This window comes from Hymenobacter sp. 15J16-1T3B (assembly GCF_020711235.1).
Taxonomy (GTDB): domain Bacteria; phylum Bacteroidota; class Bacteroidia; order Cytophagales; family Hymenobacteraceae; genus Solirubrum.
Genome location: NZ_JAJFAV010000001.1, coordinates 13,309 through 40,223, shown reverse-complemented (window position 1 = coordinate 40,223; position 26,915 = coordinate 13,309). Strand labels below are relative to the sequence as shown.

The 26,915-nt window shown below is 66.1% G+C and carries 18 protein-coding genes; 16 read left to right on the top strand and 2 right to left on the bottom strand.

The window, feature by feature from the left end; genetic code table 11:
• Positions 1–249 precede the first annotated feature (249 nt).
• From uvrA to LJ737_RS00115, 13 genes are all read left to right on the top strand, one after another.
• Positions 250–3,084: an excinuclease ABC subunit UvrA gene (uvrA, locus tag LJ737_RS00175; protein ID WP_227761637.1), complete on the top strand. Its 2,835-nt coding sequence runs from the start codon at positions 250–252 to the stop codon at positions 3,082–3,084.
• Positions 3,085–3,252: 168 nt separating this feature from the next.
• Positions 3,253–3,705, top strand: coding sequence for a hypothetical protein (locus tag LJ737_RS00170; protein WP_227761636.1), 453 nt, complete (start codon positions 3,253–3,255; stop codon positions 3,703–3,705).
• 104 nt (positions 3,706–3,809) lie between these two features.
• The gene (locus LJ737_RS00165; protein WP_227761635.1) at positions 3,810–4,223 is read left to right on the top strand and encodes a DUF2251 domain-containing protein; all 414 of its coding nucleotides are present in this window, start codon (positions 3,810–3,812) and stop codon (positions 4,221–4,223) included.
• Between the two features lie 89 nt (positions 4,224–4,312).
• Positions 4,313–5,119 (top strand): TspO-related membrane protein, encoded by an 807-nt coding sequence (locus tag LJ737_RS00160; RefSeq protein WP_227761634.1) that lies wholly within the window; start codon positions 4,313–4,315, stop codon positions 5,117–5,119.
• Positions 5,120–5,157: 38 nt separating this feature from the next.
• Positions 5,158–6,999 carry a sensor histidine kinase gene (locus tag LJ737_RS00155; protein WP_227761633.1) on the top strand — a complete coding sequence of 614 codons (1,842 nt, stop codon included), beginning with the start codon at positions 5,158–5,160 and terminating at the stop codon, positions 6,997–6,999.
• The gene (locus LJ737_RS00150; RefSeq protein ID WP_227761632.1) at positions 6,996–7,745 is read left to right on the top strand and encodes a response regulator; all 750 of its coding nucleotides are present in this window, start codon (positions 6,996–6,998) and stop codon (positions 7,743–7,745) included. Before LJ737_RS00155 ends, LJ737_RS00150 begins: the two co-directional genes overlap by 4 nt.
• 3 nt (positions 7,746–7,748) lie before the next feature.
• A complete protein-coding gene (locus tag LJ737_RS00145; RefSeq protein ID WP_227761631.1) occupies positions 7,749–8,018 on the top strand; it encodes a hypothetical protein in 270 nt (89 codons plus the stop codon).
• 177 nt (positions 8,019–8,195) lie between these two features.
• The gene (locus tag LJ737_RS00140) at positions 8,196–11,093 is read left to right on the top strand and encodes a beta strand repeat-containing protein (RefSeq protein ID WP_227761630.1); all 2,898 of its coding nucleotides are present in this window, start codon (positions 8,196–8,198) and stop codon (positions 11,091–11,093) included.
• 158 nt (positions 11,094–11,251) lie between these two features.
• Positions 11,252–12,016 (top strand): triose-phosphate isomerase, encoded by a 765-nt coding sequence (gene tpiA, locus LJ737_RS00135; RefSeq protein ID WP_227761629.1) that lies wholly within the window; start codon positions 11,252–11,254, stop codon positions 12,014–12,016.
• A 240-nt stretch (positions 12,017–12,256) separates the two neighbouring features.
• On the top strand, positions 12,257–12,643 hold the full coding sequence (locus LJ737_RS00130; RefSeq protein ID WP_227761628.1) for a 7(1) septoil knot domain-containing protein: 387 nt from the start codon (positions 12,257–12,259) through the stop codon (positions 12,641–12,643).
• A gap of 156 nt (positions 12,644–12,799) precedes the next feature.
• Positions 12,800–13,642, top strand: coding sequence for a 50S ribosomal protein L11 methyltransferase (prmA, locus tag LJ737_RS00125; protein WP_262907779.1), 843 nt, complete (start codon positions 12,800–12,802; stop codon positions 13,640–13,642).
• Positions 13,643–13,908: 266 nt separating this feature from the next.
• Complete coding sequence (locus tag LJ737_RS00120; RefSeq protein WP_227761626.1) at positions 13,909–15,501, top strand: T9SS type A sorting domain-containing protein; 1,593 nt, start codon at positions 13,909–13,911, stop codon at positions 15,499–15,501.
• 121 nt (positions 15,502–15,622) lie between these two features.
• Entirely contained in the window at positions 15,623–17,221 is a 1,599-nt protein-coding gene (locus LJ737_RS00115) for a T9SS type A sorting domain-containing protein (protein WP_227761625.1), read from the top strand.
• Positions 17,222–17,320: 99 nt separating this feature from the next.
• On the opposite strand, the gene LJ737_RS00110 is transcribed toward LJ737_RS00115, so the two are convergent.
• Together LJ737_RS00110 and LJ737_RS00105 are read right to left on the bottom strand one after the other, a co-directional pair.
• Positions 17,321–18,649 (bottom strand): DUF4270 family protein, encoded by a 1,329-nt coding sequence (locus tag LJ737_RS00110; RefSeq protein WP_227761624.1) that lies wholly within the window; start codon positions 18,647–18,649, stop codon positions 17,321–17,323.
• The gene (locus LJ737_RS00105) at positions 18,633–19,628 is read right to left on the bottom strand and encodes a Kelch repeat-containing protein (RefSeq protein WP_227761623.1); all 996 of its coding nucleotides are present in this window, start codon (positions 19,626–19,628) and stop codon (positions 18,633–18,635) included. The genes LJ737_RS00110 and LJ737_RS00105 overlap by 17 nt, the downstream gene beginning before the upstream one ends.
• Positions 19,629–19,964: 336 nt before the next feature.
• Between LJ737_RS00105 and LJ737_RS00100 the strand changes: the two genes are divergently transcribed.
• The 3 genes from LJ737_RS00100 to LJ737_RS00090 all read left to right on the top strand — a co-directional run bounded on the left by LJ737_RS00100 (position 19,965) and on the right by LJ737_RS00090 (position 26,864).
• Positions 19,965–25,547 carry a hypothetical protein gene (locus LJ737_RS00100; RefSeq protein ID WP_227761622.1) on the top strand — a complete coding sequence of 1,861 codons (5,583 nt, stop codon included), beginning with the start codon at positions 19,965–19,967 and terminating at the stop codon, positions 25,545–25,547.
• 139 nt (positions 25,548–25,686) lie between these two features.
• A complete protein-coding gene (gene plsY, locus LJ737_RS00095) occupies positions 25,687–26,328 on the top strand; it encodes a glycerol-3-phosphate 1-O-acyltransferase PlsY (RefSeq protein WP_227761621.1) in 642 nt (213 codons plus the stop codon).
• Between the two features lie 80 nt (positions 26,329–26,408).
• On the top strand, positions 26,409–26,864 hold the full coding sequence (locus tag LJ737_RS00090) for a BLUF domain-containing protein (RefSeq protein ID WP_227761620.1): 456 nt from the start codon (positions 26,409–26,411) through the stop codon (positions 26,862–26,864).
• Positions 26,865–26,915 lie beyond the last annotated feature (51 nt).

The window sequence follows — 26,915 nt, the reverse complement described above, 5'->3', positions numbered from 1 at the left end:
TAGCAGGTCAACAAACAAAGTCCTTGACCTCGTGTATAGTTCTTCGGCGTCTAGTGGCATGGGCTTGTGTTTTTTAGTGCAACCGCAGGTAGCCTGCCTGCTAGGGCATAATTGTAGCGGAATCCGCTGTGTCCTGCATCAGTGTCTCCACTGAACTTCACCCCATCCCCTCGTACCTTCGCCGGCCCGTCCCGCGGCTAATGCAGTTAGCCGAAACCTTAGCGGTAGGAAACGGTGTTAGAGGAACCTATGGCCCAGGAGAACCTGCAAGTCGCCGCCCCGGCGGACGACCCGATTGATCAGCTCGATCCGCGCGAGTACATCATCATCAAGAACGCGCGGGTGCACAACCTCAAGAACCTGAGCGTGGCTTTCCCGCGCAACAAGTTCATCGTCGTCACGGGCCTATCGGGCTCGGGCAAGTCCTCGTTGGCGTTCGACACGCTCTACGCCGAGGGGCAGCGCATGTACGTGGAAAGCCTGAGCTCCTACGCCCGGCAATTCCTCGGGCGCATGGACAAGCCCGACGTGGACTACATCCGCGGCATCTCGCCCGCCATTGCCATCGAGCAGAAGGTGACTGTGCGCAACAACCGCTCGACGGTGGGCACCAGCACCGAAATCTACGACTACCTCAAGCTGTTCTTCGCCCGCGTGGGGCGCACCTATTCGCCGATTTCCGGCCGGGAAGTGCGCAAGGACCAGGTATCGGACGTGGTTGATTACCTGTTCACGCTGCCCGAAGGCACCCGCGTGATGGTGCTGGCTCCGCTGCTGCCGGCCGAGGAAGGCCGCCCGCTGCGCAAGGAGCTGGACCTATTGCTGCAGAAAGGCTACGCCCGCGTCATCATCAACGGCGAAATGGCCTTCATCGAAGACCTGTTGGCCGAGGGGCAGCCCGAGCCCGAAGGCGAGGTGCAGATCATGATTGACCGCGCCGTGATTCAGCCCGGCGACGAGGATCTGCAGTTCCGCCTGTCCGATTCGGTGCAGACGGCCTTTTTCGAGGGCCACGGCACCTGCCTGGTGAAGCTCTCGGACGAGACGCGCACGTTTTCGGACCGCTTCGAGCTGGACGGCATCAGCTTCGAGGAGCCCAGCGTCAACTTCTTCACCTTCAACAACCCCTACGGCGCCTGCCAGCGCTGCGAAGGGTTTGGCTCGGTGCTCGGCATCGACCCGGAGCTGGTGATTCCCGACAAGACCCTGACGGTGTACGAAGGGGCCGTGGCGCCCTGGCGGACGGAAAAGCAGAGCGAGTGGCTCAAGCCGCTGCTCAAAAACGGCATCCGCTTCGACTTCCCCATTCACCGGCCCTACAACGAGCTGAGCGAGGCCGAGCAGCGCCTGCTCTGGGAAGGTAACAAGTACTTCCAGGGCCTGAACGACTACTTCGACTGGGTGCAGGAGCAGACGCACAAGATTCAGTACCGCGTGCTGCTGAGCCGCTACCGCGGCCGCACCGTGTGCCCCGATTGCCGCGGCACCCGCCTGCGCAAGGACGCGCAGTACGTGCGCATCAACGGCAAGAGCATCAGTGACATCGTGCTCATGCCGATTTCGGACGCGCTCAACTTTTTCGACAACCTCTCGCTGACCGAACACGAAAAGGGCGTGTCGGACCGCTTGGTAACGGAGGTGCACAACCGCCTGAGCTACCTGGTGCGCGTGGGCCTGGGCTACCTCACGCTGAACCGACTCTCCAACACGCTTTCGGGCGGCGAGTCGCAGCGCATTCAGCTCGCGACTTCGCTGGGTTCGGCCTTGGTGGGCTCCATGTACGTGCTCGACGAGCCGAGCATCGGCCTGCACCCCAAGGACGCAGAGCAGCTGATCGGGGTGCTGCGCAACCTGCAGCAGCTCGGCAACACAGTCGTCGTGGTGGAGCACGAGGAAAAGATGATGGAGGAAGCCGACCAGATCATTGACATCGGGCCGGAAGCCGGTTCGGGCGGCGGCAACCTCATGTTTCAGGGCACCTACCAGGAAATCCTCGAAGACGACAAGACCTACACCGGGCAGTACCTCAGCGGCAAGCTGGAAGTGCCCGTGCCCGCGGTGCGCCGGCCCTGGCGCAACGCGCTGGAGGTCGTCGGCGCCCGCGAAAACAACCTGAAAAACCTCACGGTGAAGTTTCCGCTGGGCGTGATGACCGTTGTTACCGGCGTGTCGGGCTCGGGCAAGTCGACCTTGGTGAAGCGCATTCTGTATCCGGCGCTGGCCCGGCACCTGGGCGGCACAGCTTCCGAGAGCATCGGCAAGTTCGACAAGCTGGGCGGCGACCTGTCGGCCGTGTCGCACGTGGAGTTTGTCGACCAGAACCCCATCGGCAAGAGCAGCCGCTCGAACCCGGTGACCTACGTGAAAGCCTACGACGCCATCCGCACGCTGTTTGCCGATCAGCCGCTGGCCAAGGCCCGCGGGCTCAAACCCTCGCACTTCTCCTTCAACATCGAGGGCGGGCGCTGCGAGGTGTGCCAGGGCGAAGGGCAGGTCAAGATCGAGATGCAGTTCATGGCCGACATCTACCTGACCTGCGAGGCCTGCGGCGGGCGCAAGTTCAAGCAGGACATCCTCGACATCAAGTACAAGGACAAGAGCATCGACGAGGTGCTGGAGCTGACGGTGGAAGACTCCCTGGACTTCTTCGCCGACCAACCCAAGGTGGCCGAGCGCCTCAAGCCGCTCAACGACGTGGGCCTGGGCTACATCCGCCTGGGGCAGTCGGCCAACACCCTCTCGGGCGGCGAGGCCCAGCGCGTGAAGCTGGCCTCGTTCCTGACCAAGGGCAATACGCTGCAGTCGGACAAAATCCTGTTCGTATTCGACGAGCCGAGCACCGGCCTGCACTTCCACGACATCAACAAACTGCTCACGGCTCTGAACGCGCTGGTGGAACAGGGCAACTCGGTGCTCATCATCGAGCACAACATGGACATCGTGAAGGCCGCCGACTGGCTCATCGACCTCGGGCCCGAGGGCGGCATCAACGGCGGGCACCTGCTGTTTGAGGGCACGCCGGAGGAATTCGTCAAGCTCAAGGGCCAGAACCACACCGCCCGTTTCCTGGCCGAAAAGCTGTAGCGCGGCGGCCGCGCAAACCAGAATTCCGACTAGCCAGTTCCCCGCGGGGCGCCCGACCAGGCGCCCCGTTTTTTTGTTTCGCGCCGAGCTGCTATTGCGGGCAAATAAGCGTACCTTCTTGAAGGACTGAGGCCAAGAGCGATGATAGTGCGTGATATTTCCGTCATCATGCTGCAGCACGACGCACCGGCGGCGCTGCTGCGGGCCGCCTGGCGCCGGGGCTGCCGCCTGCCCGACTTCGTGCCCGCGCTGCTGCAGTTGGTGGATTTCAGCCGGCGGCACGCGGTGCGGCACTGGCTGATGAACATTGACCACCTGCCACCCATGGGCCCGGCGGAGCAGGCCTGGATTATGGCCAGCTGGTTTCCAGCCATGGCCACCACGCCGGTGCAGCACCTGGCCCTGGTGCTGCCCCCTGATTTGCACAACCGCATCGTGGCCACCACACCGGTGTTCAATCCGCCGCCGGCCATGTCCTTTGAGCTGCACTTTTTCCCGGACGACGCCACCGGCCTGGCCTGGCTGCTCGACGACGACCCGCGCCGCCACGAGTTGTGGCAGGAATGGGAAGCCGAGCTGGCTCGCCTGCACCGCGAAGCGCCCGACTGCGCCGACGCCTAAGCCGCCGACCGGTCGGCCTGCCTGGCGCGGTCCGCACCCGCGGAGCTGCTTGCCGTACACGAATCCGGCCCGCAGCTTCGCGGTGCCCTTTTCGTACTTGCACCATGGCCTCCACCACGGAAGAACAATTTCGCATCGGGCAGCCCGCGCCGGGTGCCGACAACCGCCTGCTCAGCAGCACCGCCGCCGGCGGCGACTACGAAGTCATGTTCGAGGACGACGGCACGACGGGCTACTTCTACGCCCTGCGCAACCGCCCCGCGCCCCAGCTGCTCGACGCCCTGCACGTGTACAACGTCGAAGACATTGCCGACCGGCAGCTGCCCGTCACGGCCAGCATCATCTGGAACGAACCCCAGGACGCGGCCGCCTTCGTGCTCAACGGCTACTGCCACGCCCTCTACGATTTTCGCCAGCAGGCCGGCTTCTGTCGCAACGCCTTTCCGCCGCCCCCGCAGCCGCAAGAGGCCCCCCGCGAGCTGACCGACGAATTGGTGGACCAGTATTTCTCGGCGTAAAGGCAACCGTAACGAGCACGGCCGCGGCTTAACTCCTGCGGGCCGCGGTGCCGTTTAAAACAATTTCAAGCTCAAGTGTTGTACTGCGTATGGAAACTTCGGCTACTCCCGCTTCTTACCGCGCCGCCGGGGCCGCGGTGCAGCCCTGGCGCTGGCTCGCTGCCGCGGCCGTGTTTGGCTGCATTGCGTTGAACTACTGGTGGAACGCCCACCCGGCCAACGGGCAATCCATGGGCGTCGTTTCGGCCCGCTACCCCACGCTGCTCACGCCGGCGGGCTGGGCCTTTAGCATCTGGGGGCTGATTTTCTTGTCGCTGGCGGTGTACGCCGTCTGGCAGCTGCTGCCCGCCCAGCGGCGCAACGCCCTGCCCGACGCGGTAGCAGCCCCGCTGGCAGTGGCCAGTACTGCGGCCGGGCTGTGGGTGGTGTGCTTCAGCTACGAGCTGATTGCCGTCTGCACCGCGCTGATGCTGCTTACCCTGGGGGCGCTCATCGTGGGCTACGGGCGGGCCCGGCGGCTGGTGCTCAAGGGGGCCGCCCCGCGCCTAGCCAGCTGGCCGCTGTCGTTGTTTCTGGGGTGGATTTCGGTGGCCACTACGGTCAACGTGACCCTGGGCCTGCGCGAGCTGGGCTGGACAACGGCCATCAACGTGAGCGTGCTGCTCTCGGTGGTGCTGCTAGCCGTGGTGCTGCTGCTGGGCCTCGCGCTGGCCTTCCGCTTCCGCGACGCGGTGTACCCGCTGGTCCTGGCCTGGGGCCTGCTGGGCATTTGGGCCGTACGCCGCTTCGACGTGCCTGAGCTGGGCTGGCTGGCTCTGGCGCTGGCCGGACTGCTGGCCGTGGCGGCGCTGCTGGTGCTGGCCCGCCGCCCGCACGGTAGCGCCCGGCCCCGGTAGCTTGCCCGCCTTCGGCGCGCGGGCTTTAGCTTTGCAGGATGCGCGCGTGGCTGAGGTTTTGCTTGCTGGCTTGGGTGGTGCTGCTCGTGGGGCGGCCCGGCGGCGTTTGGGCGCAGTCCGATGCCCAGCTCATCGACAGCCTGCAGCAGCGCCTGCGCACCGCCGCTCCCGACACTAACCGCGTGCAGCTGCTCGACGAGCTGTGCTGGCAGCTCAACAAGACTGACCTCGCCCGGGCCCGCCGCTACGGTGAGCAGGGGCTTGGCTTGGCCCGGCAGCTGCGGGACCGGCGCGGGGCACTGCGCTGCCTCAACGACCTGGGCACCTGCTGTTTCTACGCCGGCGACTACCCCGCCGCTACCCGCTACTACTTGGCGGCCCGCCGCCTGGCCGAACAGTTGGGCCACCGCCGCATCGAGAGCTTTGCCTACAACGGGCTGGCCAACGTGCAGGTCGAGCGCGGCGAGCTGGCTGCCGCTCAGCGCAACTACGAAGCCGCCCTGGCCCGCGCTGCCGCGCCCACCGACGAAGCCCTGTTTGCCAGCAACCTCGGCAACTTGCTCATCCGCCGCCGGCAGTTCGGGGAAGCTGAGCGCTACACCCGCCGCGCCCTGCGGCTGTACCGGCAGTTGGGGGAGGCGCCCAGCGAGTCGCGCTGCCTCTACAACTTGGCCCTGGGGCAGCTGGACCAGCAGCGGCCTGCCGCCGCCCGGCCCTACGCGGAGGCTGCCCTGCGCATCGACCGGCAGCTCGGCAGCCTTTGCGACGTGGCCCGCGACCTGAACATGCTCGGCAGCGTCATCGACCAGACCGGCCGCCCCGGCGCCCTGGATACGCTGCACCGCGCCCTGGGCTACGCCCGCCGCTGCGGCGACGCCCCCCAGGTGGCCGACAGCTACGAGGGCCTGGCCGCGGCAGCCGCTCGCCTGGGCCGCTACGCGGAGGCGCTGAGCTGGCAGCGCCACTACCAGGCCGCCCACGACAGCCTCGTCAACACCGAGAGGGAGCGGGCCATTGCCGAACTGCAGACGCGCTACCAAACGGCCGAGCAGCAAACCCGCATTGCCCGCCTGCACGAGCGCAACACCCGCATCAGTCAGCAAACCCGGCAACAGCGCTGGCTGCTAGCCGGCTCGGCCCTGCTGCTGGGGCTGCTGGCCGCCGTGGCCGCCCTGCTTTACAACCGCAACCGCCTGAAAAACCAAGCCGTGCTGGCCCTGCATCAGCGCAACGAGGAAGTGCTGCGGCGCGAGCAGGACAAGGAAACCCTGCTGCGCGAGATGCACCACCGCGTCAAGAACAACCTGCAGGTGGTGTCGTCCTTGCTGAGCCTGCAGGGCCGGCAGCTGCAGGACGAGGGCGCCCGCGCGGCCATCAACGAGTCGCGCAGCCGGGTGGAGGCCATGGCCCTGCTCCACCAGAAGCTTTACCAGCACGAGGAGCTGCGCCGCATCCTGCTGGCCGACTACCTGCCCCTGCTCACGCACTCGGTGCTGCACACCTACGGCCTGCCCGCCGAGGTAGCCCTGCTCGACGTGGCTCCGCTGGCCGTGGACGTGGAAGTGGCTTTGCCACTGGGCCTGCTGCTCAACGAGCTGCTGACCAACGCCTGCAAGTACGCCCTAGCCGGCCACCCCGCCCCGCAGCTGCGCATCAGTTTGCACCCGACTGAAGGCGGCTACCTGTGCCTGCGCGTGGCCGACAACGGCCCGGGCCGCGACGCCGTCCCGGCCGCCGGGGCCGGCACCTCCTTTGGGCAGCGCCTGATCGGCCTGCTCACCCAGCAGCTCGACGGGGAGCTGCGCTGGCTCTCCGGCCCCGGCACCACGGCCGAGGTGCGCCTGCCCGCCGAACACACTCCAACTGCCGCCCTAGCATGAGCCCGGAACCCCTGCGCATTCTGGTTGTGGAAGACGAGTTGCTGGTGGCCGCCGACTTGCAGGAGGCCCTGGAGCGGCAGGGCTACGAGGTGCCCGCCGCCGTGCGCAGCGGCGAAGCGGCCCTGCAGGTGCTGCCCGCCGTTCGTCCCGACCTGGTGCTGCTCGATATCAACCTGCGCGGGCAGCTCACCGGCATCGAAACGGCCGCCCGCATCCGCGCCGCGCTGCCGGTGCCCTTCATCTTCCTCACCGGCCTGGCCGACCGCGCCACCCTCGACCAGGCCCTGGCCGAGCACCCGGCCGCCTACCTCGTCAAGCCCTTCGTGGAGCGCGACCTGGGCATTGCCATTGATCTGGCCGTGCGCAACTTCCGGCAGGCGGCCGAAGCCCCGGCGGCCGCGCTGGCCCCGGAAGCAGCCGAGCCCCAGCTTACGGCCGACAGCGTGTTTGTGCGCCACCAGGGGCGGCACGTGCGCGTGGCCTTCGACGATATCCTGTTCATCGAAGCCCAGGGCAATTACTGCCGGCTCGTTACCCGCGGCGGGGAGTACCTGCTGACGGTGCTGCTGGGTCAGCTGCTGCCCCGGCTGCCCCTACCCACCCTGCTGCGCGTGCACCGCTCCTTCGCCCTGAACCTGCGCCACGTCTCGGCCTTCGACGAGCTGCGCGCCGTGGTGGGCGGCCACGAAGTGCCCATTGGGGCGGCCTACCGGGCCGAGCTGCTGCGCCACCTGCCCACGCTCTGACCCATGCGCTACGACGACCTGCCCGAACGCTGGAAAACCCGCCTGCGCGACTACCTGCAAGCCAGGGGCAGCAAATGCCCTACGCCCGGCGCGGGGGATTTTCCCGATGGCGGCGTACGCATCACGTTCGAAGACAGGTCGACCGTCCGGTTCCGCTTCGCCTTTGCCATCGACGCGCCGGAGTGGCGCGAAGTGGCCGTGTTTACGGAGCACTGCGGCTACCACCTGTTTCCGCTGTATGATGGCCTGGAACTGACGACGGAAAGCAGCTGAGGCCACGGCTGTCTGCCTCATTTTTCTTCAAGGCTGCAAAAAGTGTAGCAAGCCCTGGCGGACGGTCCCCACGAAAAAAACGGCGGCGTTCATCAGCCCGGCGACGGTGCTTATCCAGAAGGTTTTCGCGCGGGCGCGGGCGATGGTTGCTTTGGCGGTCTATCTACCCGCTCCTGTATGCAACAGCGCTACCAACACATTGCTTCCTCGTTTCGCCCCTGGCTGGCCGGGCTGGGCTTGTTGCTCCTGACGCCGCTGGCCGCCCGCGCCCAAAGCGGCTCGGTGGGCATCGGTACCACTACCCCCGACAACTCGGCAGCCCTGGAAGTCCGCAGCGACTCCAAGGGCCTGCTGTTGCCGCGCCTCACCCAACAGCAACGCAACGCCATCCAGGCCCCCGCCACCGGCCTGCTCATTTACCAGACCGACAACGCGCCCGGCGTGTACCAGTTCAACGGCACCGCCTGGCTGCCCGTGAGCGGGGCCGCCGATAACTTGGGCAACCACACCGCGACGCAGAACCTGAACCTGGGCACCAACCAGCTCGTCGGCAACGGCGGCACCGCGGGCCTGAGCATCAGCAACGCCGGCGGCATGGGCATCGGCACGACGAGCCCCGGCGGCCGCCTGCAGGTGAATACCAACACCGGCGCCGAGGTGAAGGCCATCGAAACGCTAAGCTCCAACAGTCGCTATACCGACGGAACCCGCAACTACCAGTCGTTTACGGCTGTGTACACCGGGTTTATTTCGAAAATTGCCCTGCACGCCACCGGCCCCTGGGGCAGCAGCACGCTGACCATCCGGGAAGGGGAGGGCTTTAGCGGCACGGTGCTGTACACGGGCACCAACAACTTCACTTCGTCGGGCTGGTTTGAGACGGTGGTGAGCGTGCCGGTGGTGGCCGGGCGCAAGTACACCGTCGTGCTCAGCAACGCCAACGGCTGGAGCGTATCGGCCGACAACTACGCCGGCGGCCGCAGCTTCGATTCCTCCGTGGACCTGGGGCTGCGCGTGTGGCAGCAGGGCTACAGCACCCCTAGCTTCGCGGTGCAGGACGACGGCGTGGTCACGGCCGCGCAGCTCAGTCTGGGCGGCGCGGCCACGGCCGTCAGCGGCATTAGCACCGACGGCACCCTGGCCGGCAACTCCGACGCCAGCTTGCCCACCGAGCAGGCCGTGAAAACCTACGTGGACGCCAAAGTGGCCGCCGTGCCCGGCGACAACCTCGGCAGCCACACCGCCACCCAGCCGCTGAACCTGAACGGGCAGCTGCTCACCGGCGGCGGCAGCGCGGGCCTGAGCATCAGCAGCGCGGGCAACGTGGGCATCGGCACCAGCACGGCCGCGGCGCAGAAGCTGGAGGTAAGCGGCCGGGTGAAAATCAGCGGGACGGGCAACGGCCTCATCTTCCCCGACAACACCCAGCAAACCACCGCCGCCACCGACGCTCAGCAGCTCAGCAAAACCGGCTCGACCATCAGCCTGACCAACGGCGGCTCGGTGACGGACTCGGACAACCAGGCGCTGAGTATCACCGGCTCGACTATTAGCCTGACCAACGGCGGTTCCGTGACGGTGCCCTCTTCGGCCGACAACCTGGGCAACCACACCGCGACGCAGAACCTGAACCTGGGCACCAACCAGCTCGTCGGCAACGGCGGCACCGCGGGCCTGAGCATCAGCAGCGCCGGCGCCGTCACGACGGCCGGGGCGCTGACCACCGGCGGGGCCATTACGGCCGGGGGCAACGTGAATCTGGGCACCAACAAGCTGGTGGGCAACGGCGGCTCGGAAGGCCTGAGCATCAGCAGCGCGGGCAGCGTGGGCATCGGCACCAGCAGCCCGGCGGGCCGCCTGCACGTAAATGCGCCCGTACTGCTGGCCGAAGTAGCCGACCAGACCCAGCGCGCCACCAACGCGACCGAAGTCAACAGCGCGGCCCGCACCCAGACCTTCGTGGCGGGCCTGACCGGGCAGCTCACGCGGGTAGAACTGGCCTGGAACAACCCGGCCGTCGGGGCCGTGACGGTGAGCCTTTACGAAGGCGCCGTGGCCAGCTGCAACGGCGGCGGTACCTTGCTGGCCACTGCCTCCATGACGCGGGCCAACGGCTGGGTGTCGGTAAGCTTCCCCAGCGGCCCCATGCTGACCGCCGGCGCCTCGTACACGCTTTACGTGAGCAACGCCCAGCAACTGCGCCTGGGCAACGCGGCCTCGTACCCGGCCGGCAGCTACTGCGCCTTCAGCGGGGCCTACGACATGGCATTCGGGGTGTACCTCAAGCCCGCTAGCGCCGTCGGCTACGCCCTGCTGGTGGACGCCGACGGCAAGTTGAACGTGGGCAGCCTGGGCGGCAACGGGGCCCAAATGGTGGTAGCCGACAACGCCGGTCAGCTCAGCACCCAGGCCCTGCCCGTGGCCGACAACCTGGGCAACCACACCGCCACCCAGAACCTGGGCCTCAACGGCAACTGGCTCAGCAACGCCACCGGCAACAGCAACGGCCTGCAAATCGACAACGCGGGCAAGGTCACCGTCGGCGGCACCTCGCCCAATGAGGCCCTGGAAGTGCAGGGCCAGGCGCATGCCACCGGCTCGTTGGCCGGCTGGCTGTTTGAGCACCGCGACGACCCTACCCGCCAGTGGGTGTGGTATGCCAATGGGGGCGCGGCGCGGCTCTGGAGCAGCGCCAGCAACGCCGACCAGCTCATTCTGAAAACCAACGGCGACCTGGGCCTGGGCACCACGCCCACGGCCAAGCTCGACGTGAACGGCTCGGTGAAGCTGGGCACCAACGGCTCGGTGCTGGCCGCCGTCATCCGCACCAGCATCATCGACCACAACGTGGGCAGCATGGGCGCCAACAGCTCTTCCGACCAGACGTTTACCGTGAACGAGGCCCGGCCCGGCGCCACCGTCATGGTGTCGGTGGACGGGCGCATGGACGGCAACATCGTCATCGGCACGGCCTGGGTGTCGGCCGACAACACGGTGAAAGTGCGCCTGGTCAATACCCGCTCCATCTCGCAGACGCCGGGTACGGCCTCGTACTTTATCACCGTCATTCAGTAAGCCGCGGGCCGGGCTCTGCCAACCAGCCCGGCCCACCTTCCGGGCAACCGTGGCCGGCGGGCTGCTCTGCGGAGAGCGGCCCGCCGGTGCAGTTTCGGGCGGTGCCGGGCAATTGCGTTTCTTTGCGGCTCACCATTCCCCCTCTGAGCTTTCTGATTATGCGCAAGAACATCGTCGCCGGCAACTGGAAGATGAACACGACCCTGCAGGACGCGCAGGCCCTGGTATCGGAAATCGTGCACATGGTGCAGGACGAGGCCAGCAGCTCGCCGGCCGAAGTGGTGATTTGCCCGCCCTTCCCGCTGCTGCCCGTGGTGGGCCGCCTGCTGCCCGAAGGCGGCAAGCTGCACCTGGGTGCCCAGAACTGCCACCAGAAGGAAAGCGGCGCCTTCACCGGTGAAGTGTCGGCCAAGCTGCTGGCTTCCATCGGTACGGAGTACGTCATCCTGGGCCATTCCGAGCGCCGTCAGTACTTCCACGAAGACGACGAGCTGCTGAGCCAGAAGCTGAAAGCCGCCTTGGCGGCCGGCCTGAAGCCCATCTTCTGCGTGGGCGAGTCGCTGGAAACGCGCGAGGCCGACGAGACTTTCCGCTTCATCGAAAAGCAGCTGAAAGACGGCCTGTTCCACCTCTCCAACGAAGAGTTTGCCCAAGTTGTCATTGCCTACGAGCCCATCTGGGCCATCGGCACGGGCAAAACGGCCACCAGCGCCCAGGCCCAGGAAGTCCACGCTTTCATCCGCGAGCAGGTGGCCCGCGCCTACGACGCCGAAGCAGCCACCAACACGACCATTCTCTACGGCGGTTCGGCCAATGCCCAGAACGCCCGCGAGCTGTTCAGCCAGCCCGACGTCGACGGCGGCCTGATCGGCGGCGCTTCGCTCAAGTCGCGCGACTTCACCGAGATTATCAAGTCTTTCTAAGCAGCCGCGGGCCTTGGCTAATATCAGTCAGGGCCCTTAGCTTGCGCCGCAGAAGCCGGGTTTAGAGGCAGAATGGCAAAGTGGGAAACGTGTTTACTACCTGATTCCAGATTTTGCACTGCTCTCTAAATTTGGTAAGCGTTGCTACCATATTTTGGTGCGCTTGGGTAGCCCAGCGGCTGTTCGAACCATTCCGGCGCGGTCCTTGTCTCGGCGGTACCTGACGCTACCTTCCTGCCCATGCTTCTGACTACCCTTGTATCGGCCCTGCTGTGGTGGCAACCGGCGGCCACGCCCCCGGCGCCGCTGGCCCTGGCCGCCCTGCGCCACAGCGGCGGCTACGCCGACCCCTGCAAGCTTTACGGGGCCATTTACCTGGAGCGCGACCCGCGCCGCCGCGGTTTCTGCTCGGCCACAGTGTACGTGGAGCAGCAGGAGGCTTTTGCCAGTCTCGTGGTGTTTCAGGAAGCCAACAAGCTCTTCGCCGACAAAGCCGGCCTCTGGTACATCACCGACGCCCGCGACTTCGCCGACTTCACGGTGCTCGTCACCGACAACCGTTCCTTCGCCGACTTCGGCATCTTCTACACCAAGGTGCGCTCCTTCGCCGGCTGCCGCAAGGACTAAACCGGCCCCGCGTTGCTTCGAGCCGCCCCGCGCCACCCGGCCGGGGCGGCTTTTTTGTGCGCCCACCCGAAAAGCGCCGCATCTTTGCAATCCTGAAGGTGCCCGATGCGCCGCATTAGCCCATCAGCACCCTCTCCGCATCAGCACATTCAACCCATGGACTTCATCGAACTGCGCGTTACCTGTCCGGCCGATTTGGCCGAAATTCTCATTGCCGAGCTCGGCCAGCTCAGCTTCGACACCTTCGAGGAAAACGAGCAGGGCTTTTGCGCCTACACCACCGAGGACGCTTTCGACAAAGACGCTACCCAGGAAATCATTGCCAAGTACCAGCACTGGCCCGAAGGCATGCCCACGGCCGAAAGCCGCGTGATTACGCGCCAGAACTGGAACACGGAGTGGGAAAAGAATTTCGAGCCGCTGGTCATCGGCGAGCAGGTATCGGTGCGGGCGCCCTTCCACCCGGCCCGGCCCGATCTGCCCTACGACATCGTGATTATGCCGCGCATGTCGTTTGGTACCGGCCACCACAACACCACGGCGCTGATGATTGAAAACCAGCTGACCGTGGACCACCAAGGTAAGCGCGTGCTCGACATGGGCTGCGGCACCGGCATTCTGGCCATTATGGCCGTGCACCTCGGCGCCGATTACGTGCTGGCCGTGGACGTGGAGCCCTGGACGGCCGAAAACGCCGCCGATAATGCCCTGGAGAATAACGTTCAGGACAAAGTGGAAGCCCGCCTCGGCGACATCACGGCGCTGGAAGGGGAGAAGCCCTTCGACCTGATCCTGGCCAACATCAACCGCAACGTGCTGCTCGACGACATGGCTCACTACTACCAGTACCTGCAGCCCGGCGGCCCCATCATCTTCTCCGGCTTCTACGAGGAAGACCTGCACCTCATCCGCGAGGCGGCCGAGCGGGAAGGCTTCCGCTACGACTCGCACCGCGTGCAAAACCACTGGGTGTCGGCCATTTTCCACCGCCCGGCATAAGCCCGGAAACCGCTCAGGCTTCAAGGCCCGGCATCAGCAACCACCTGCTGATGCCGGGCCTTGCGCTTTTAACACGGGTGCAACGCAGCTTTATTTAATACTAAATCAAGTTGCTTTTGCATTTTTATGTTGCTTATTCGATTTGAGTTTATACCTTATCTGAGCAAATGGGGCAAAGCCACTGAATCGTCGGGCTTTGCGCGGTACGGATTAAGTACTCGGGAAAGGAGGGGTAATAGCAATATTATTAACGTATTAGCTAGTAGATGAAAAGAGTTGTACTGCTGCTTTTGCTGATTCTAGGCTATCAACTGCTGCCGCACCGGCTGTGGGCGCAGGCCGCCAGCTGGCGCTGGGCCGGGGCCCAACCGTTTACCGTCAATGCCGTGGCGGCGGATGCCCAAGGCAACGCCTACGTAACCGGGCATTTTCGCGGCACCATCACCGTGGGCACGCAGCAGCTAACCTGCGCGCACAACCAGTACGACCTGCTGGTGGTCAAGTACAGCCCGCAGGGGCAAGTGCTGTGGGCCGCCGCCCTGAACGCCCAGCCCCGCTACGCCGGGCAAGTCAGCGGCCTCTACGTCACGGGTACCGACCTCAGCATCAGCCCCGCGGGCGAAGCCTACGTGGTGGGGAATATGCAGGGCCTGCTACCGGCGGCGCTGGGCAGCAGCCGCCCCGACCTGACGGACAAGTTTGTGGTACTCAAGGTCTCGGCCGCGGGGCAGCCGCTGTGGGCCCTGCAAGGCAGCAACGACCCGTACCCGGCCCGGGCCACGGGCGTAGCCACCGACGCGCAGGGCAACTGCTACCTCACCGGCAACGGCCCCTTTCGACTCAACAACAGCAGCACCTCCTTGCCCGACTGGCGGCAGATGTTCGTGTTGTCGCTCGACGGCACCGGCCGACCGCGCTGGGCCATGCAGTCGGCGGCGACGTACGGCTGCCAGGGCTACGACATCGGCGTGGACGCGCAAAACGGCGTGTACGTGCTAGGCCACTACACCGGGCCCATGACCTTTGGCACCGTGGCGTTGCCCCGCATCAGCGGCCAGCTCTTGGCTAAGTTGAACGCGGGCACCGGCGCGGTTGTCTGGGCCCGCGGCGACGGGGTGACCTACCACCAGTTGGCCGTTAGCGCGGATGGGCACGGCTACGTGGCCGGGCTGTTTCGGGACTCCCTACGCCTGGACGGCAACCGCATCACCGCCAGCGCCGCCAACGAGGCCTTTATAGCACAATTCACTCCCGGCGGCAGCGTGGCGTGGCTCCGCGCGGCGGGCGCGGCGGAAGCAAACAGCGCCGCGGCCGTAGCCGTGGCCGATGGCCAGCCCGTGCTGCTGCTGAAGCGCGCGGCCGGTACGGCCGCAGTGCTGGCCCGGCAACCCGACGGCTCGGCCGATTGGGAGCAGACCGCCACTGGCATCGACGGTAATCCGCAGCTGGCCACCACGCCCGAGGCCGCGCCGCGCTGCTGGGTGCTGGGCGGCGCGCTGGCCGGAGCCGCCAGTTTTGGGCCTTGGCCGCTCAACCCCGCCACCACGCCCACCGGCTTCGTGGCCGCGCTAACGCCCACGGCGGTGCTGGCCACCGCTTCGGGAGCCGACCAAGCAACCGGGCTGCAGGTATACCCCAACCCCGCCCGCGGGCAGCTCCGCTGGCGGCTGGCCACCAGCGGGCCGGTGCAGCTGCAGCTGCTGGACGCGCGCGGCCGCACGGTTCGCGTCGCTCAAGCCCCGACTGCAGCCGCTGCGGCCGGGCACACGCTGGACGTGGCCGGCGTAGCGCGGGGGCTGTACCTGCTGCGGGCCACGACCGGCCGGCAAGTCTGGACGGCGCGGGTGCAGCTGGACTGAATCAAGAGAAAGAAGGAGCAAGGCCAAATAGTTTGGCGGGCCTTGCGTGGCGTTTGCAGGATGCGCGCTCTGGAGTTGGTTGGATTGCAAAAAGCCTCGTCACATTCCCACATTTCATTACATGCGCCCGTTTGTCCGCCTTCTACTCATTCCCGTTTGTTATCTGCTTTGCGCCCTGTCGGCGCGGGCGCAGAGCCCGCAGTGGCAGTGGGCCGAGGCCCAACCGTTTACCGTTAACAGCGTGGCCGCCGACGCCGGCGGGCACGCCTACGTCACGGGCCAATTCAGTGGGACCATTCGTCTCGGGCGGTTCACGCTCACCAGTAGCAGCGCCGGCGGCGACTTGCTAGTGGCCAAGTTCGACGCCGTCGGCCACCCGGAGTGGGCCACCGTACTGCCTATTCAGCCGACGCTGGTGGGTGGCACCGCCGGAACCTTCGCCAGCGGCACCGATATCAGCGTGCACCCGCTCACCGGCGAAGCCGTGGTGCTGGGGCGCATGAACGGCCTGTTTACCAGCACGGTGCCCGGCACCAACCTCTCTCCCGACCTCTACTTCCAGGATAAATTCGTGGTGTTCAAGCTCTCGGCCAGCGGTACGATTCGCTGGGCCGTGCAGGGCGGCAGCACCTACCTACCCACCTCCGCCAATGCCCTGGCCCTCGACTTGATGGGCAACAGCTACGTCACCGGCATCGGCTACGGCTACCAGCTCAGCAACGGCGGCAGCGGCGCCGGGGGCCTGCGGCAGCTGTTTGTGCTGTCGTTAAGCGGCGCGGGCGCCTTCCGCTGGAACGTGTCCGGGGCAGCCCCGCTCAGCTCCAACGGGCTCGACGTAAGCACCGATGCCTTGCAGGGCGTGTACGTCGTTGGCTCTTACTTCGGCCCGCTGACCCTCGGCGGCAGCCCGGTACCCGGCCCGCCCTCGGGTGCCTTCCTCACCCGGCTCGACGGGGCCACCGGCGCCGTGGTATGGGCCCGCGGCGACCAAAGCGGCGCCACTGCCCTGGCCGTGGATGCGCTGGGCCGCAGCTACGTAGCCGGGGGCTTCAGCGGCACCTACACCCTGGGCGCCGCCACCCTCACCGCCACCGCCGCGCGCGAAGGATTTGTGGCCCGCTTCAGCCCGAGCGGCGCGGTAGAATGGTTGAAATCCGTCGGGCCGGCCGAAACCAACGTGGGCGTGGCCTGGTCCGATGCAGGCCCGGTGGCGCTGCTGAAGCGTTCGGCCAGCACCGCCGCCGTCATCGGGTTGCAACTCGACGGCTCGCCCGACTGGGAGTTGCAGGCCAGCGGCGTGCTGGCGAGCCAGCGGCTGGCCACCACGCTGGGAACCTCACCGGTGCATCGCCGCGTGCTGGTGGTCGGCTCCTTCGCCGGAGCCGCCACGTTCGGGCACGAGCACCCGACGGCCACCGGTACCAGCGGCTTCCTGGCCTCGCTGCGCTTTGCCGTCCCGATTGCCCCGCGCTGCAATAACCCGCTCAGCGTGTACCCCAATCCCAGCCAACACCGGCTGACGGTGCACTTGCCCAGCGCCGCGGGCGTGAGTGCGCAGCTAGTGAACCTGCAGGGCCGGGTGGTGCGCCAGGCCGCGGGGGCGGAAGTGCCCGCTACGGCCGAGCTGACCTGGAACGTGGCCGATTTGCCCCGCGGCCTCTACACCTTGCGCACCGTGGAAAACGGGCAGACGCAAACGGTGTTGGTGCAGCTGAACTGAGCCTAGCTCCAACTTAGCCTACAACCACCGGACCGGGCCCTGCAAGCTTACAGGGCCCGGTCCGGTGCTTTGGGGTGGCCAATGGCCGGCAGAATGGCCTCAAAGGCTGACGCGGGTGAAGTACAGGCGCAGCTTCATCGGCGCTGCGGCGTGCTGCCTGCTGCCGAGTACCACGCGCTCGGCCGCGTCGTTGGTGCCGGAGCCGAGCAGCACGCCGTGGTTGACGCGAGTACTGGCCAGCACCTGCGCGCAGTAGGCGGTGAGCGGCACGGCGTAGGTGCCGCGCTCCAGCCCGGTGCGGGGCGAAATGCCGCGCTGGTAGTTGGCCGAAAGCACGTTGCCGCTGCCGTCGAGGAAATAGGCGCCGAGGTGGTTGCCGGCATCGGTGAGGCGCGGGACCAGGGCCGCGGGCGGGGGCAAGGCGGGGTTTTCGCTGTCCGCCGTGACTTCCGCCTCCAGCACCGCCGAGTTGACGACCAGGTTGCCGCCCAGTTGCTTGAGCTGCGCGAGGTAGGGCAGCTCCACCTTGGTTTGCAGCCCTAGCCCGGCCTCGATGTAGGTTTCCTCGGCCGTGCGGGCGCTGGGCAGGGTCTGGCGCAAGGTGGTGAGCGGGCTCAGCAAGCTGCCGCGCCGGTCGGCCTCCAGCTGGTAGAAGTGCTTCGGGCCGGTGGAAACGGGGAAGTTCACGCTCAGGTAGGCGTCGGGTAGCCAGGGCAGGTGGTAGTACAGCTGCAGCGCCGACGTGGCCACCGTGAAGCGCAGTAGGGCTGCGTCGTCGGTGGGGCCGGGCGTGAGCACCAGGCCCGGCAGCTGGGCCAGCAGCTCGTCGGCGGTGCCGATGGTGCCCTGCTGCGCGGCGGCAAACAACTGCTGGCCAAAGCCGGCGTCGAGCCGCACCCGCAGGCTGGTGAGCTGCTTGCGGGCCCGGAACGTAGCCTCGCCCAGCGGGGTGGCGTCGTAGGGGCGGGCGTCGGCGGTGTAGTAGGTAGCGGTGCCGCGCAGGTCGGTTTGCAGCCGGTGCACCCGCAGCTGCTGGGTGCGCGTCGTGTCGCCGTAGCGGTAGGCGTCGGTGGCCAGCACCAGCACCACCGAGTCGAACACGGCCTCCGCCTCGGGCGTGCCGGCGTCGTTCAGGCCGGGCTGCAGGTAGCTGCGGGCCGTGATAGTGCCCAGGCGCGCGTCGTGGTAGCGGCCCAGCAGCAGGTAGCCCGATGTGGACGAGGCCACCGAATCGGTCAGCACCGTGGACGTGCGCACCGTGATGGTGTCGGTGTAGTTGGCCCCGAGGGTGGTGGTGGCGGCCGGCAGCACGTTTTCGAAGTCGGTGCCGGGAGCCTCGCAGCCCGCTAGCCAGCCCGCCAGCACCAGCAGCGCCGCCCCGAGCCCAGCCCGGGCGGCGCGTCGCAGCGGCTTAGTCGGGCGACTCATTGGGCGCGAGCTGCCAGAAGTCATCCAGGCGCAGGGCGCTGCTCAGGCCCAGGCCCACGTAGCCCTTGTCGCCGAGCCCGAAGCCGACGGGGTAGGTGCGCGCCGTGCCGCCAAACGCGGTTTTCTGCGTCCAGGTATCAGCCGTGGGGTCGTACTCGTAGCACGAGGTCAGGGTGCTGCCGTTGGTGCCCAGGGCCACGAAGCCGTGCGTGCCCACCACGAAAGCGGTGGCATTGGCCCGCGGCAGGGCGCTGTAGTCGTAATCGGCGTCGGTGTTGTTGATCAGCTCGTTGTGCGAGGTCCACAGCTCGCTCACGGGGTCGTACGACCACACGTCGGTCTGGTACGAACCGTTGTCGGCGCCGAGCAGTAGGTAGCCCTTGTCGTTCAGGGTGAAGGCCACCGCGCCCTGGCGCTTGTTGCCGCCGAAGGAGGGCTTCTGCGTCCACTGGTCGGAGGCCGGGTCGTACTGCCAGAAATCCTTCTTGGCGTTGCCGTCGAAGCCGGTGCCGATGTAGCCCTTGCCGGCAATGCCCAGCCCCACGGCCCCGTAGCGGGCCGAGCCGCCGAAGTCGGCCTTGCGCGTCCAGCGGTTGGCGGCCGGGTCGTACTCGTAGAAGTCCTTGAGCTTGTTGGCCCCGTCATAGCCGGTGCCCACGTAGCCCTTGCCGCCCGCGCTGAACCCCACGGCCAAATAGCGGCCTACGCCCGGGAAATCGGCTTTTTGTATCCAAGTATTGGTGGCCGGGGTGTATTCCCAGAAGTCCACAAACTTGTTGGTGCCGTCGGTGCCCAGGCCCACGTAGGCCTTGTCGCCGATGGTAAAACTGATGGCCGCGTTGCGGGCCAGGCCCTCGAATTGGGAGCGGCCGGTCCACACGCCCAGGATGTCTTCGGCGGGGTCGGAGTCGTCTTTGCTGCACCCGGCCAGGCACAGCACGGCCAGCACCAGCAGCCAGTGCGGGAGGTATCGTTTCATCGAAAGCAGGAGGAAAAAAGCGGAAGTGTCAGCAGCGGCCGCCAAAGCGGGCAGGTGGGTGGCGCCCCCAAACTCTGCCCTTCTGCTGTACCGAGTCAAAAGTAGCCGCGGCGGTTGCGCCCGGGCGGCGGATTTCTGCTACCCGGGCCGTTTTATCGACCAATCGGCGCATTCCGCCGCCGGGGTGCAAGCCCAGGTGGCGGCCCGCCCAGCGGCATTATGCCGGGGCTGGATGGAATGCAACCAAGTCGGTAAAGTGTTGACAATCATGCGGGCGGGAAGTCCGCCAACTTTTTCGGAAATTGTAGGCGGATAACTCCGTCTGAAGGCATTTGTATGAAGCAATTCGCAGCGTGGGGGCTTAGTGCGTTGATGGTGTTGGGGGCAGCCGTAACCGGCCGTGCCCAAACAACCAAGCCGCCGACGGCCCCTGGCTCTACTCCACCCGTATCGGCCGCCGCCCCCGCCACCCCTCGTCCGGGCAGCGGCCCTTTTAGCACCGACCCGACCACGTTTATCGGCGAGGTCGTGGCCGTGATGACGGCCACCAAAAACCCGGGCGCCATTGCCCAGGTCGAGCAGCTGCGCCAGCTGTGGGCGTCGAACAAGCTCACTGCCTCGCAGCAGGCCAAGGTCATCGAGCTGGCCCGCAAGATGCAGGAGCGCCGCCTCAAGCCGCGCCCGCACCTGGAAGCCTTCTGGGGCCTGCTCATTGCCGCCAAGCAGGGCCAGCAGCCGCTCACCGACGCGCAGACCGACCAGCTGCTGAGCGTGACGGAAAAAGCCCTGGCCCCGCAGGACCTGAAGGAGCTGCAGCAGTTCATCAGCAGCAGCACGCAGTTTCTGAAAACCCGGCAGCTCTACAGCTCGCGCTACAACCGCGTGCGCGTCGGCAACAGCTCGGCCATCAGCTTCGCCTACAACGAACTGGACTCGCCCATGCCCGCCGGTGCCGCTGCGGGTGGGGCCTCCGGCTGGGGCGACGCGCCCAAACCGGAACCCAAGCCCGAGCCGGCCAAGTCCGCCGCGCCCAAGCCGGTAGCCGCTGCGAAGCCTGCCGCCAAGCCGGCCGCGCCCAAACCCAAGCCCGCCCCCGCCAAAAAGAAGAGCAGCGGCTGGGATGACTGGGACTCTGGCAGCTGGGACACCGGCGGCTGGGGCTCCAGCTCCGACGACGGCTGGGGCGCGCCGGCCAAGAAAAAAGCCTCTACGCCCAAGAAAACCACCGCGGCCGCCAAACCCGCCGCCAAGCCCGCGGCCACCAAAGCCGCGGAGCCCGCCAAGCCGGTCGAGGTGTGGAAGGACGAGCCGACGCCGGCCGCCGACGCCACGCCCGCCTACGTGGACACCTACATGGCGCCGAGCACCCGCGGCCCGGTCATCGAGCTGAAGGACGCCGACCTGGTCATTGCTACCAGCTACGACTCGGTGGTGATTCAGAAAACCAGCGGCACGCTGGCCACCATCACCGGCAAGTTTGTGGGCAAGGGCGGCACGTTCGGCTGGCAGATCAACAACAACCCGCTCACGGCCGAGCTGGGCACCTACGACTTCGACCTGAACCGGCCCGAGTTCAAGGCCGAGCCCGTGACGCTGACCTACCCGGCCGTGCTGACGGCGCCGGTGAAGGGCGCTCTGGCCTACAAAGCCGTGCAGCGCAAGGGCGGCGGCGACACCGGCTACCCGCGCTTCGTCTCGCTCACCAACGACGCGCAGGTCAAGAACATCGGCGACAACATCACCTACCAGGGCGGCTTCTCGCTGAACGGCAGCAAGATGTACTCGGCCACGCTCGACGGCTCCCTCTCGCGCATCACCGTGAGCTACGAGGGCAAGCCGCGCTTCCGGGCCGCCTCGCGCAGCTACCAGCTCGGCGACACGCTCATTTCGGCCAGCCGCGCCTCCATCACCATCTTCGAGGGCAAGTCCGACTCGGTGACGCACCCCGGCGCCCGGCTGAAGTACTCCAAGCCGCGGCAGGTGCTGCTGCTGGCCCGCGAGGAAGGCCTCTACAAAACCACGCCCTACTCCGACTCCTATCACCAGATGGAATTGTCGGCCGAGCAGCTGACGTGGAACCTGAAGACGCCCAACATCGACTTCCAGACCTTGACGGCCAAAAACCAGGTGACGGCCGGCTTTGAATCCAAGGAGTTCTTCACCAATACCCGCTTCCAGCAGATTCACTCCATCAACCGCCTGCACCCCTTGCAAATGGTGGTGGGCTACAGCCAGTCGCACAACAACGTGAAGAAATTCATGGTGCAGGACCTGGTCGACGCCTTGCAGATCAAGGAAGCCAACGCCCGCTCGGCCATTTCGGGCCTGGCCCGCGACGGGTACGTGAGCATCAACCCGGTAACGGGCGAAATCACCCTGCTGCCCAAGGCCCTGCACTACGTCAACTCGGCCCGCGGCAAGAAGGACTACGACCACATTGCCATCAAGTCCTTGGCGGCCAACGGCAAAAACGCCTCGCTGAACCTGAACAGCAACACCCTGCTGGTGCGCGGCGTGGACCGTTTCAACTTCTCCGACGACTCGGTGACGGTGTTCGTGAAGCCGGACTCGAGCATTGTGCGCATCCAGAAAAACCGCAACATCGATTTCAACGGCACGGTGGTGGCCTCGGCCTTTATCTTCAAGGGCAAGGAGTTCAAGTTTGACTACGATGGCTTTTACATCGATATGTTCAAGATTGACTCCATCATCGTGAAGGGCAAAGGCTCGAAAGGCTCGGCCCTGAAGGCGCGCAAGGAGAATGACTTCGCCCTCACCAACAAGGGCAACAAGGCCACCGGCCGCCTCTACATCAACGCCCCGAACAACAAGTCGGGCCGCAAGAAGCTGGGCGCCTACCCCTCGTTCGACGCGACGACCGGCGCTTACGTGTTCTTCAACAAGCCCGAAGTGCTCGGCGGCGCCTACGACACGACCATCTACTTCGACATTCCGCCCTTCAAGCTCGACTCGCTCAACAACGCCAACCGCTCGGCGGTGGGCTTTAAGGGAACGTTCGTGTCGGGCGGCATCTTGCCCAACATCAAGACCAAGCTGACCATGCAGGAGGACGGCTCGTTGGGCTTCATCTACAACGTGCCCAAGGACGGCTTCCCGGTGTACGGCGGCAAAGGCCGCCTGTTCAACCAGGTGAGAATGAGCAACCGCGGCATTCAGGGCGACGGGCAGATGACCTACCTCTCGGCCACCCTGAACAGCGACCAGTTTATCTTCTACAAGGACTCGGTGGTGACGGTGGGCAAGACGGCCACCATCAAGGAAGGCACCCTGAACGGGGCCGAGTACCCGAAAGTGGCCTTGCTGCCGGGCTACCAGATGAAGTGGGCCGTGAAGCAGGACTCGATGTACCTGAGCACCGCGGCCGGCGGCGAGGCCATGAAGTTTTACGACGGTTCCTACGCCTACAAGGGCACGGCCGTGCTCACGCCCAAGGGCCTGGGCGGCCTGGGCCGCATGGAAAACGCGCAGTCGGTCATCCGCTCCAAGTCGTTCACCTTCCTGCCCACGCAGTACAAGGGCGCCAACGGCACGGTTAGCGTGAAGTCGGCCGACCCGAAGAAGCCGGCCCTGACCGCGCCCGACGTGGCCTTTACCTACGACATCAAGAACAACTACGCCGACTTTGCCCGCGCCGAGGGCGTGACCAAGTCGAGCATCGAGCTGCCCTACTCGCAGTACCGCACCTCGCTGAGCGGCGGCCGCTGGGACTTCAAGAAGAAGACCGTGCAGCTGCGCGTGGCCGCCGGGCAGGACTCGACCCGCGCCTACTTCTACTCCATGAAGCCCGAGCAGAAGGGCCTCAAGTTCCGCGCCGGGGCCGGTAAGTACGACCTGAACAAGTTCCGCCTCGTGGCCGACGGCGTGCCCTACGTGGCCTCGGCCGACGCCTGGATCGAGCCCGACTCGAACCGGGTGTACGTGCTGCCCAACGCCGAAATGCGCGCCTTCCAGAACGCGGGCATCACCATGGACACCCTGGGCAAGTTCCACCACCTCTACAAGGGCGAAATCAAGGTGCTGAGCCGCGCCGCCTTCACCGGCAACGCGCTCTACAACTACAAGACCCCGACCGACTCCTTCGCCATCAAGTTTGCCAACTTCACCGTCGATTCTGCCTCGGTGGGGCTGATCAAGGGCGAAGGCAAGAAGAAGGCGCCCCTGATCAAGAAGAAAAAGGACGGCGACGACGACACGCCGCCCTCGCCGCCCACGCTGGCCGTGGCCGACATCAAGGCCACCGACAAATTCCGCATTGCCCCGCGCATTCAGTACCGCGGCGGCGTGACGATGAACTCGCAGAGCAAGGGCTTCGCCTTCGACGGGCAGGCGCGCCTGGAATTCACCAAGACCCCGACCTCGGCCGACTGGTTCCCGGTGCAGGACAGCATCGACCCGCAGTTCGTCAAGATCCGGATGAAGGAGATGAAAGCCGAGGACGGCACGCCGATGGTGACGGGCCTGTACCAGAACGAGGCCACCGGCCGGCCGTACCCGCTGTTTGTGGCCACCAAGGGCAGCGTCACCGACGGCAACCTGTTTGAGGTCGACGGCACCCTGACCTACGACCCGAAGAAGCGCATCTACGCCATCAGCCGCCACGACCCGCTCGACGCGGAGGTGTACGAGGGCTCGGTGCTGACGGTGAACGACTCGACGGGCGTGCTCAACTTCCGCGGCAAGGTCAATTTCATCGGCACCAACAAGGACTACACGCTGGTGTCGTCGGGCGTGGGCCGGGCCAACGTGGACTCGACCCGCTACCAGGTGGACGCCATGATGGCCTTCGATTTGAACTTCCCCGACAAGGCTTTCGAAGCCATGGGCCTGGATTTGGCCAAGTACGCCAAGGGCCTGCCCGAAGCGCTGACTTCCTCGCAGAACGAGCTGTACAAGATGGGCGAGTTTGCGGGCTCGAAAGTGGTGAGCGACTACGCCAACCGCAAGGGCGGGGGCGAGGTGTCCTTGCAGAAGTTCTCGTCGAAGTTCCTGCACGACATCCTGCTCAGCCAAGTGAACCTGAAGTGGTCCAACAAGCACAACGCCTGGTACTCGGTGGGCAAGCTGGGGCTGGTGAGCGTGGGCAAGAAGGACATCAACGCCATGATTGACGGCTACGTCGAAATCAAGAAGGAAAGCACCGGCGACGCCGTGGAGCTGTACCTGGAGGCCGACCCCGAGACTTGGTACTACTTCAAGTTTGCCGAAAACAAGCTGCTGGCCAAAGCCCAGCACGGCGAGTTCGACGAAATCCTGGGCCGCGCCGCCAAGGGCGACTACAACACGGCCACCGACTACGGCTTCTTCCTCGGCGACGAGCAGGAGAAGGTGCTCTTCGTGAACCACTTCCGCAAGGACTACCTGGGCGAAACCAAGCCGCAGAAGCAGGTGCTGAGCAACCGCCCGACCGGCAACTTCGACAACATGGAGTCGGGCTCGAAGAAGGACAAGAAGAAGAAAGCCGACGCCGCCGACGACCAGTTCGGGGCCACCGACCCGGCCGCCGGCGCCACCCCGGATGCCGAACCGGCCAAGAAGGAGAAGAAAAAGAAGAAGGACGCCGCGGCCGACGCCAACGACCCCTTCGCCACGGACCAGACCCCGACGGCCGAGCCGGAGCCGAGCAAGAAGGACAAAAAGAAAAAGGACGAAGCCCCCGCCGACGCGCCGGCCGAACCCGCCGCCGAACCGGTGAAGGAGTCCAAGAAAGACAAGAAGAAAAAAGACGAACCCGTAGCCGACGCCCCGGCCGAACCGGCCGCCGACTCGGGCAAGAAGGACAAGAAGAAAGACGAAGCGGCCCCGGCGGAAGAAAAGCCCGCCGAATCCGCCAAGGAACCGAAGAAGGAAAAGGAGAAGAAGGCCAAGAAGAAGGACGAAAACGACCCCTTCGGCGACTAGCACGCTTCGATTCATGCCCGCCAGCAGCCACGACCACCCGGTCGTGGCTGCTTTTTTTGGGCCAAGCGCAGCCGGCTCCGGGGCGTGCGCCGTAGCGTTGCCGGGGTCCGTTATCTTTGACGGCCCCACCTTCCCGCTTATGACCTACGCGTACATTGCCCTGGCCCTCGTGCTGGCCTACCTGCTCGGCTCCATTCCCACGGCCCTCTGGGTGGGCCGCCGCTTCTTCGACATCGACGTGCGGGAACACGGCTCCGGCAACGCGGGCGCCACCAACACCTTCCGGGTGCTCGGCAAAAAGCCCGGCTCTTTCGTGCTGCTGGTCGATGCGCTCAAGGGGTTCGTGGCGGCTTATTTTCTGCCCATGTGGCTGGTAAACGCGGGCGCCATTCCGGCCGAGCACGAGGTGTACTACCGCTTGGCCTGCGGCGTGCTGGCGGTTATCGGGCACATCTACCCGGTCTTCGCGCAGTTTCGCGGGGGCAAGGGCGTGGCCACCATTCTGGGCATGATGCTGGGCGTGGCCCCGGCCACGGTGGGCGTGTGCCTGCTGGTGTTTCTGGCCGTGCTGCTCACCACCCGCTACGTGTCGCTGAGCTCCATGACGGCCGGCGTGGCCTTCGCCCTGCTGCAGCTCACGCCCTGGTTTGCCCCGCCGCAGCCCTTTCTGATCGGGGTGGGCTTCGTCTTAGCCGCTCTACTGATCTACACCCACCGCGCCAACATCGGCCGCCTGCGCGCCGGCACCGAAAGCCGGGTGCCGCTGCCCTGGGCGAAGTAAGCCCGGGGCCGGATCAGGCAACGTCGGCCCCGTACTTTGCCGTACCTAACAGTCGAGCTGCTCTTCTCCTTCCACACCTAATGAAGCACATCGTTTACCTCAGCCGGGCCGTGCGGCCGCTTTCCGACCAGGACCTGCAAGAATTGCTTGTCCAGTGCCGCCGCGACAACGCCCGCAACGGCATTACCGGCATCCTCTTCTACAGCCACGGCAACATCGCCCAGCTGTTTGAGGGCGAAGACGACGTGGCTGAAACGCTGTTCAGCAGAATTGCCCAGGACGGCCGCCACTCCCACGTGCAGAAGCTCATCGACCGGCCCATTGCCCACCGCAGCTTCGCCGACTGGCACATGGCGTTTCACCCCATCGAGCCAGCCGGCTTCGAAACCCTGCAGGGCTTCTTGCTGCCCCGCAGCGTGCCGCCACCCCCCGATACGCTCAGCATTGCCGATGCCACCCTGGTGGAGCTGGTGCGCCTGGCCGTCTTCGGCCCCGAGGCCGCTGCGCCTTCTCCGCAGGCCGGGACGCCGCAGTAGCCGCGGCTGCCCAAATCACTTGCAACAGCAAACGGTAATTGTCCATCGGCC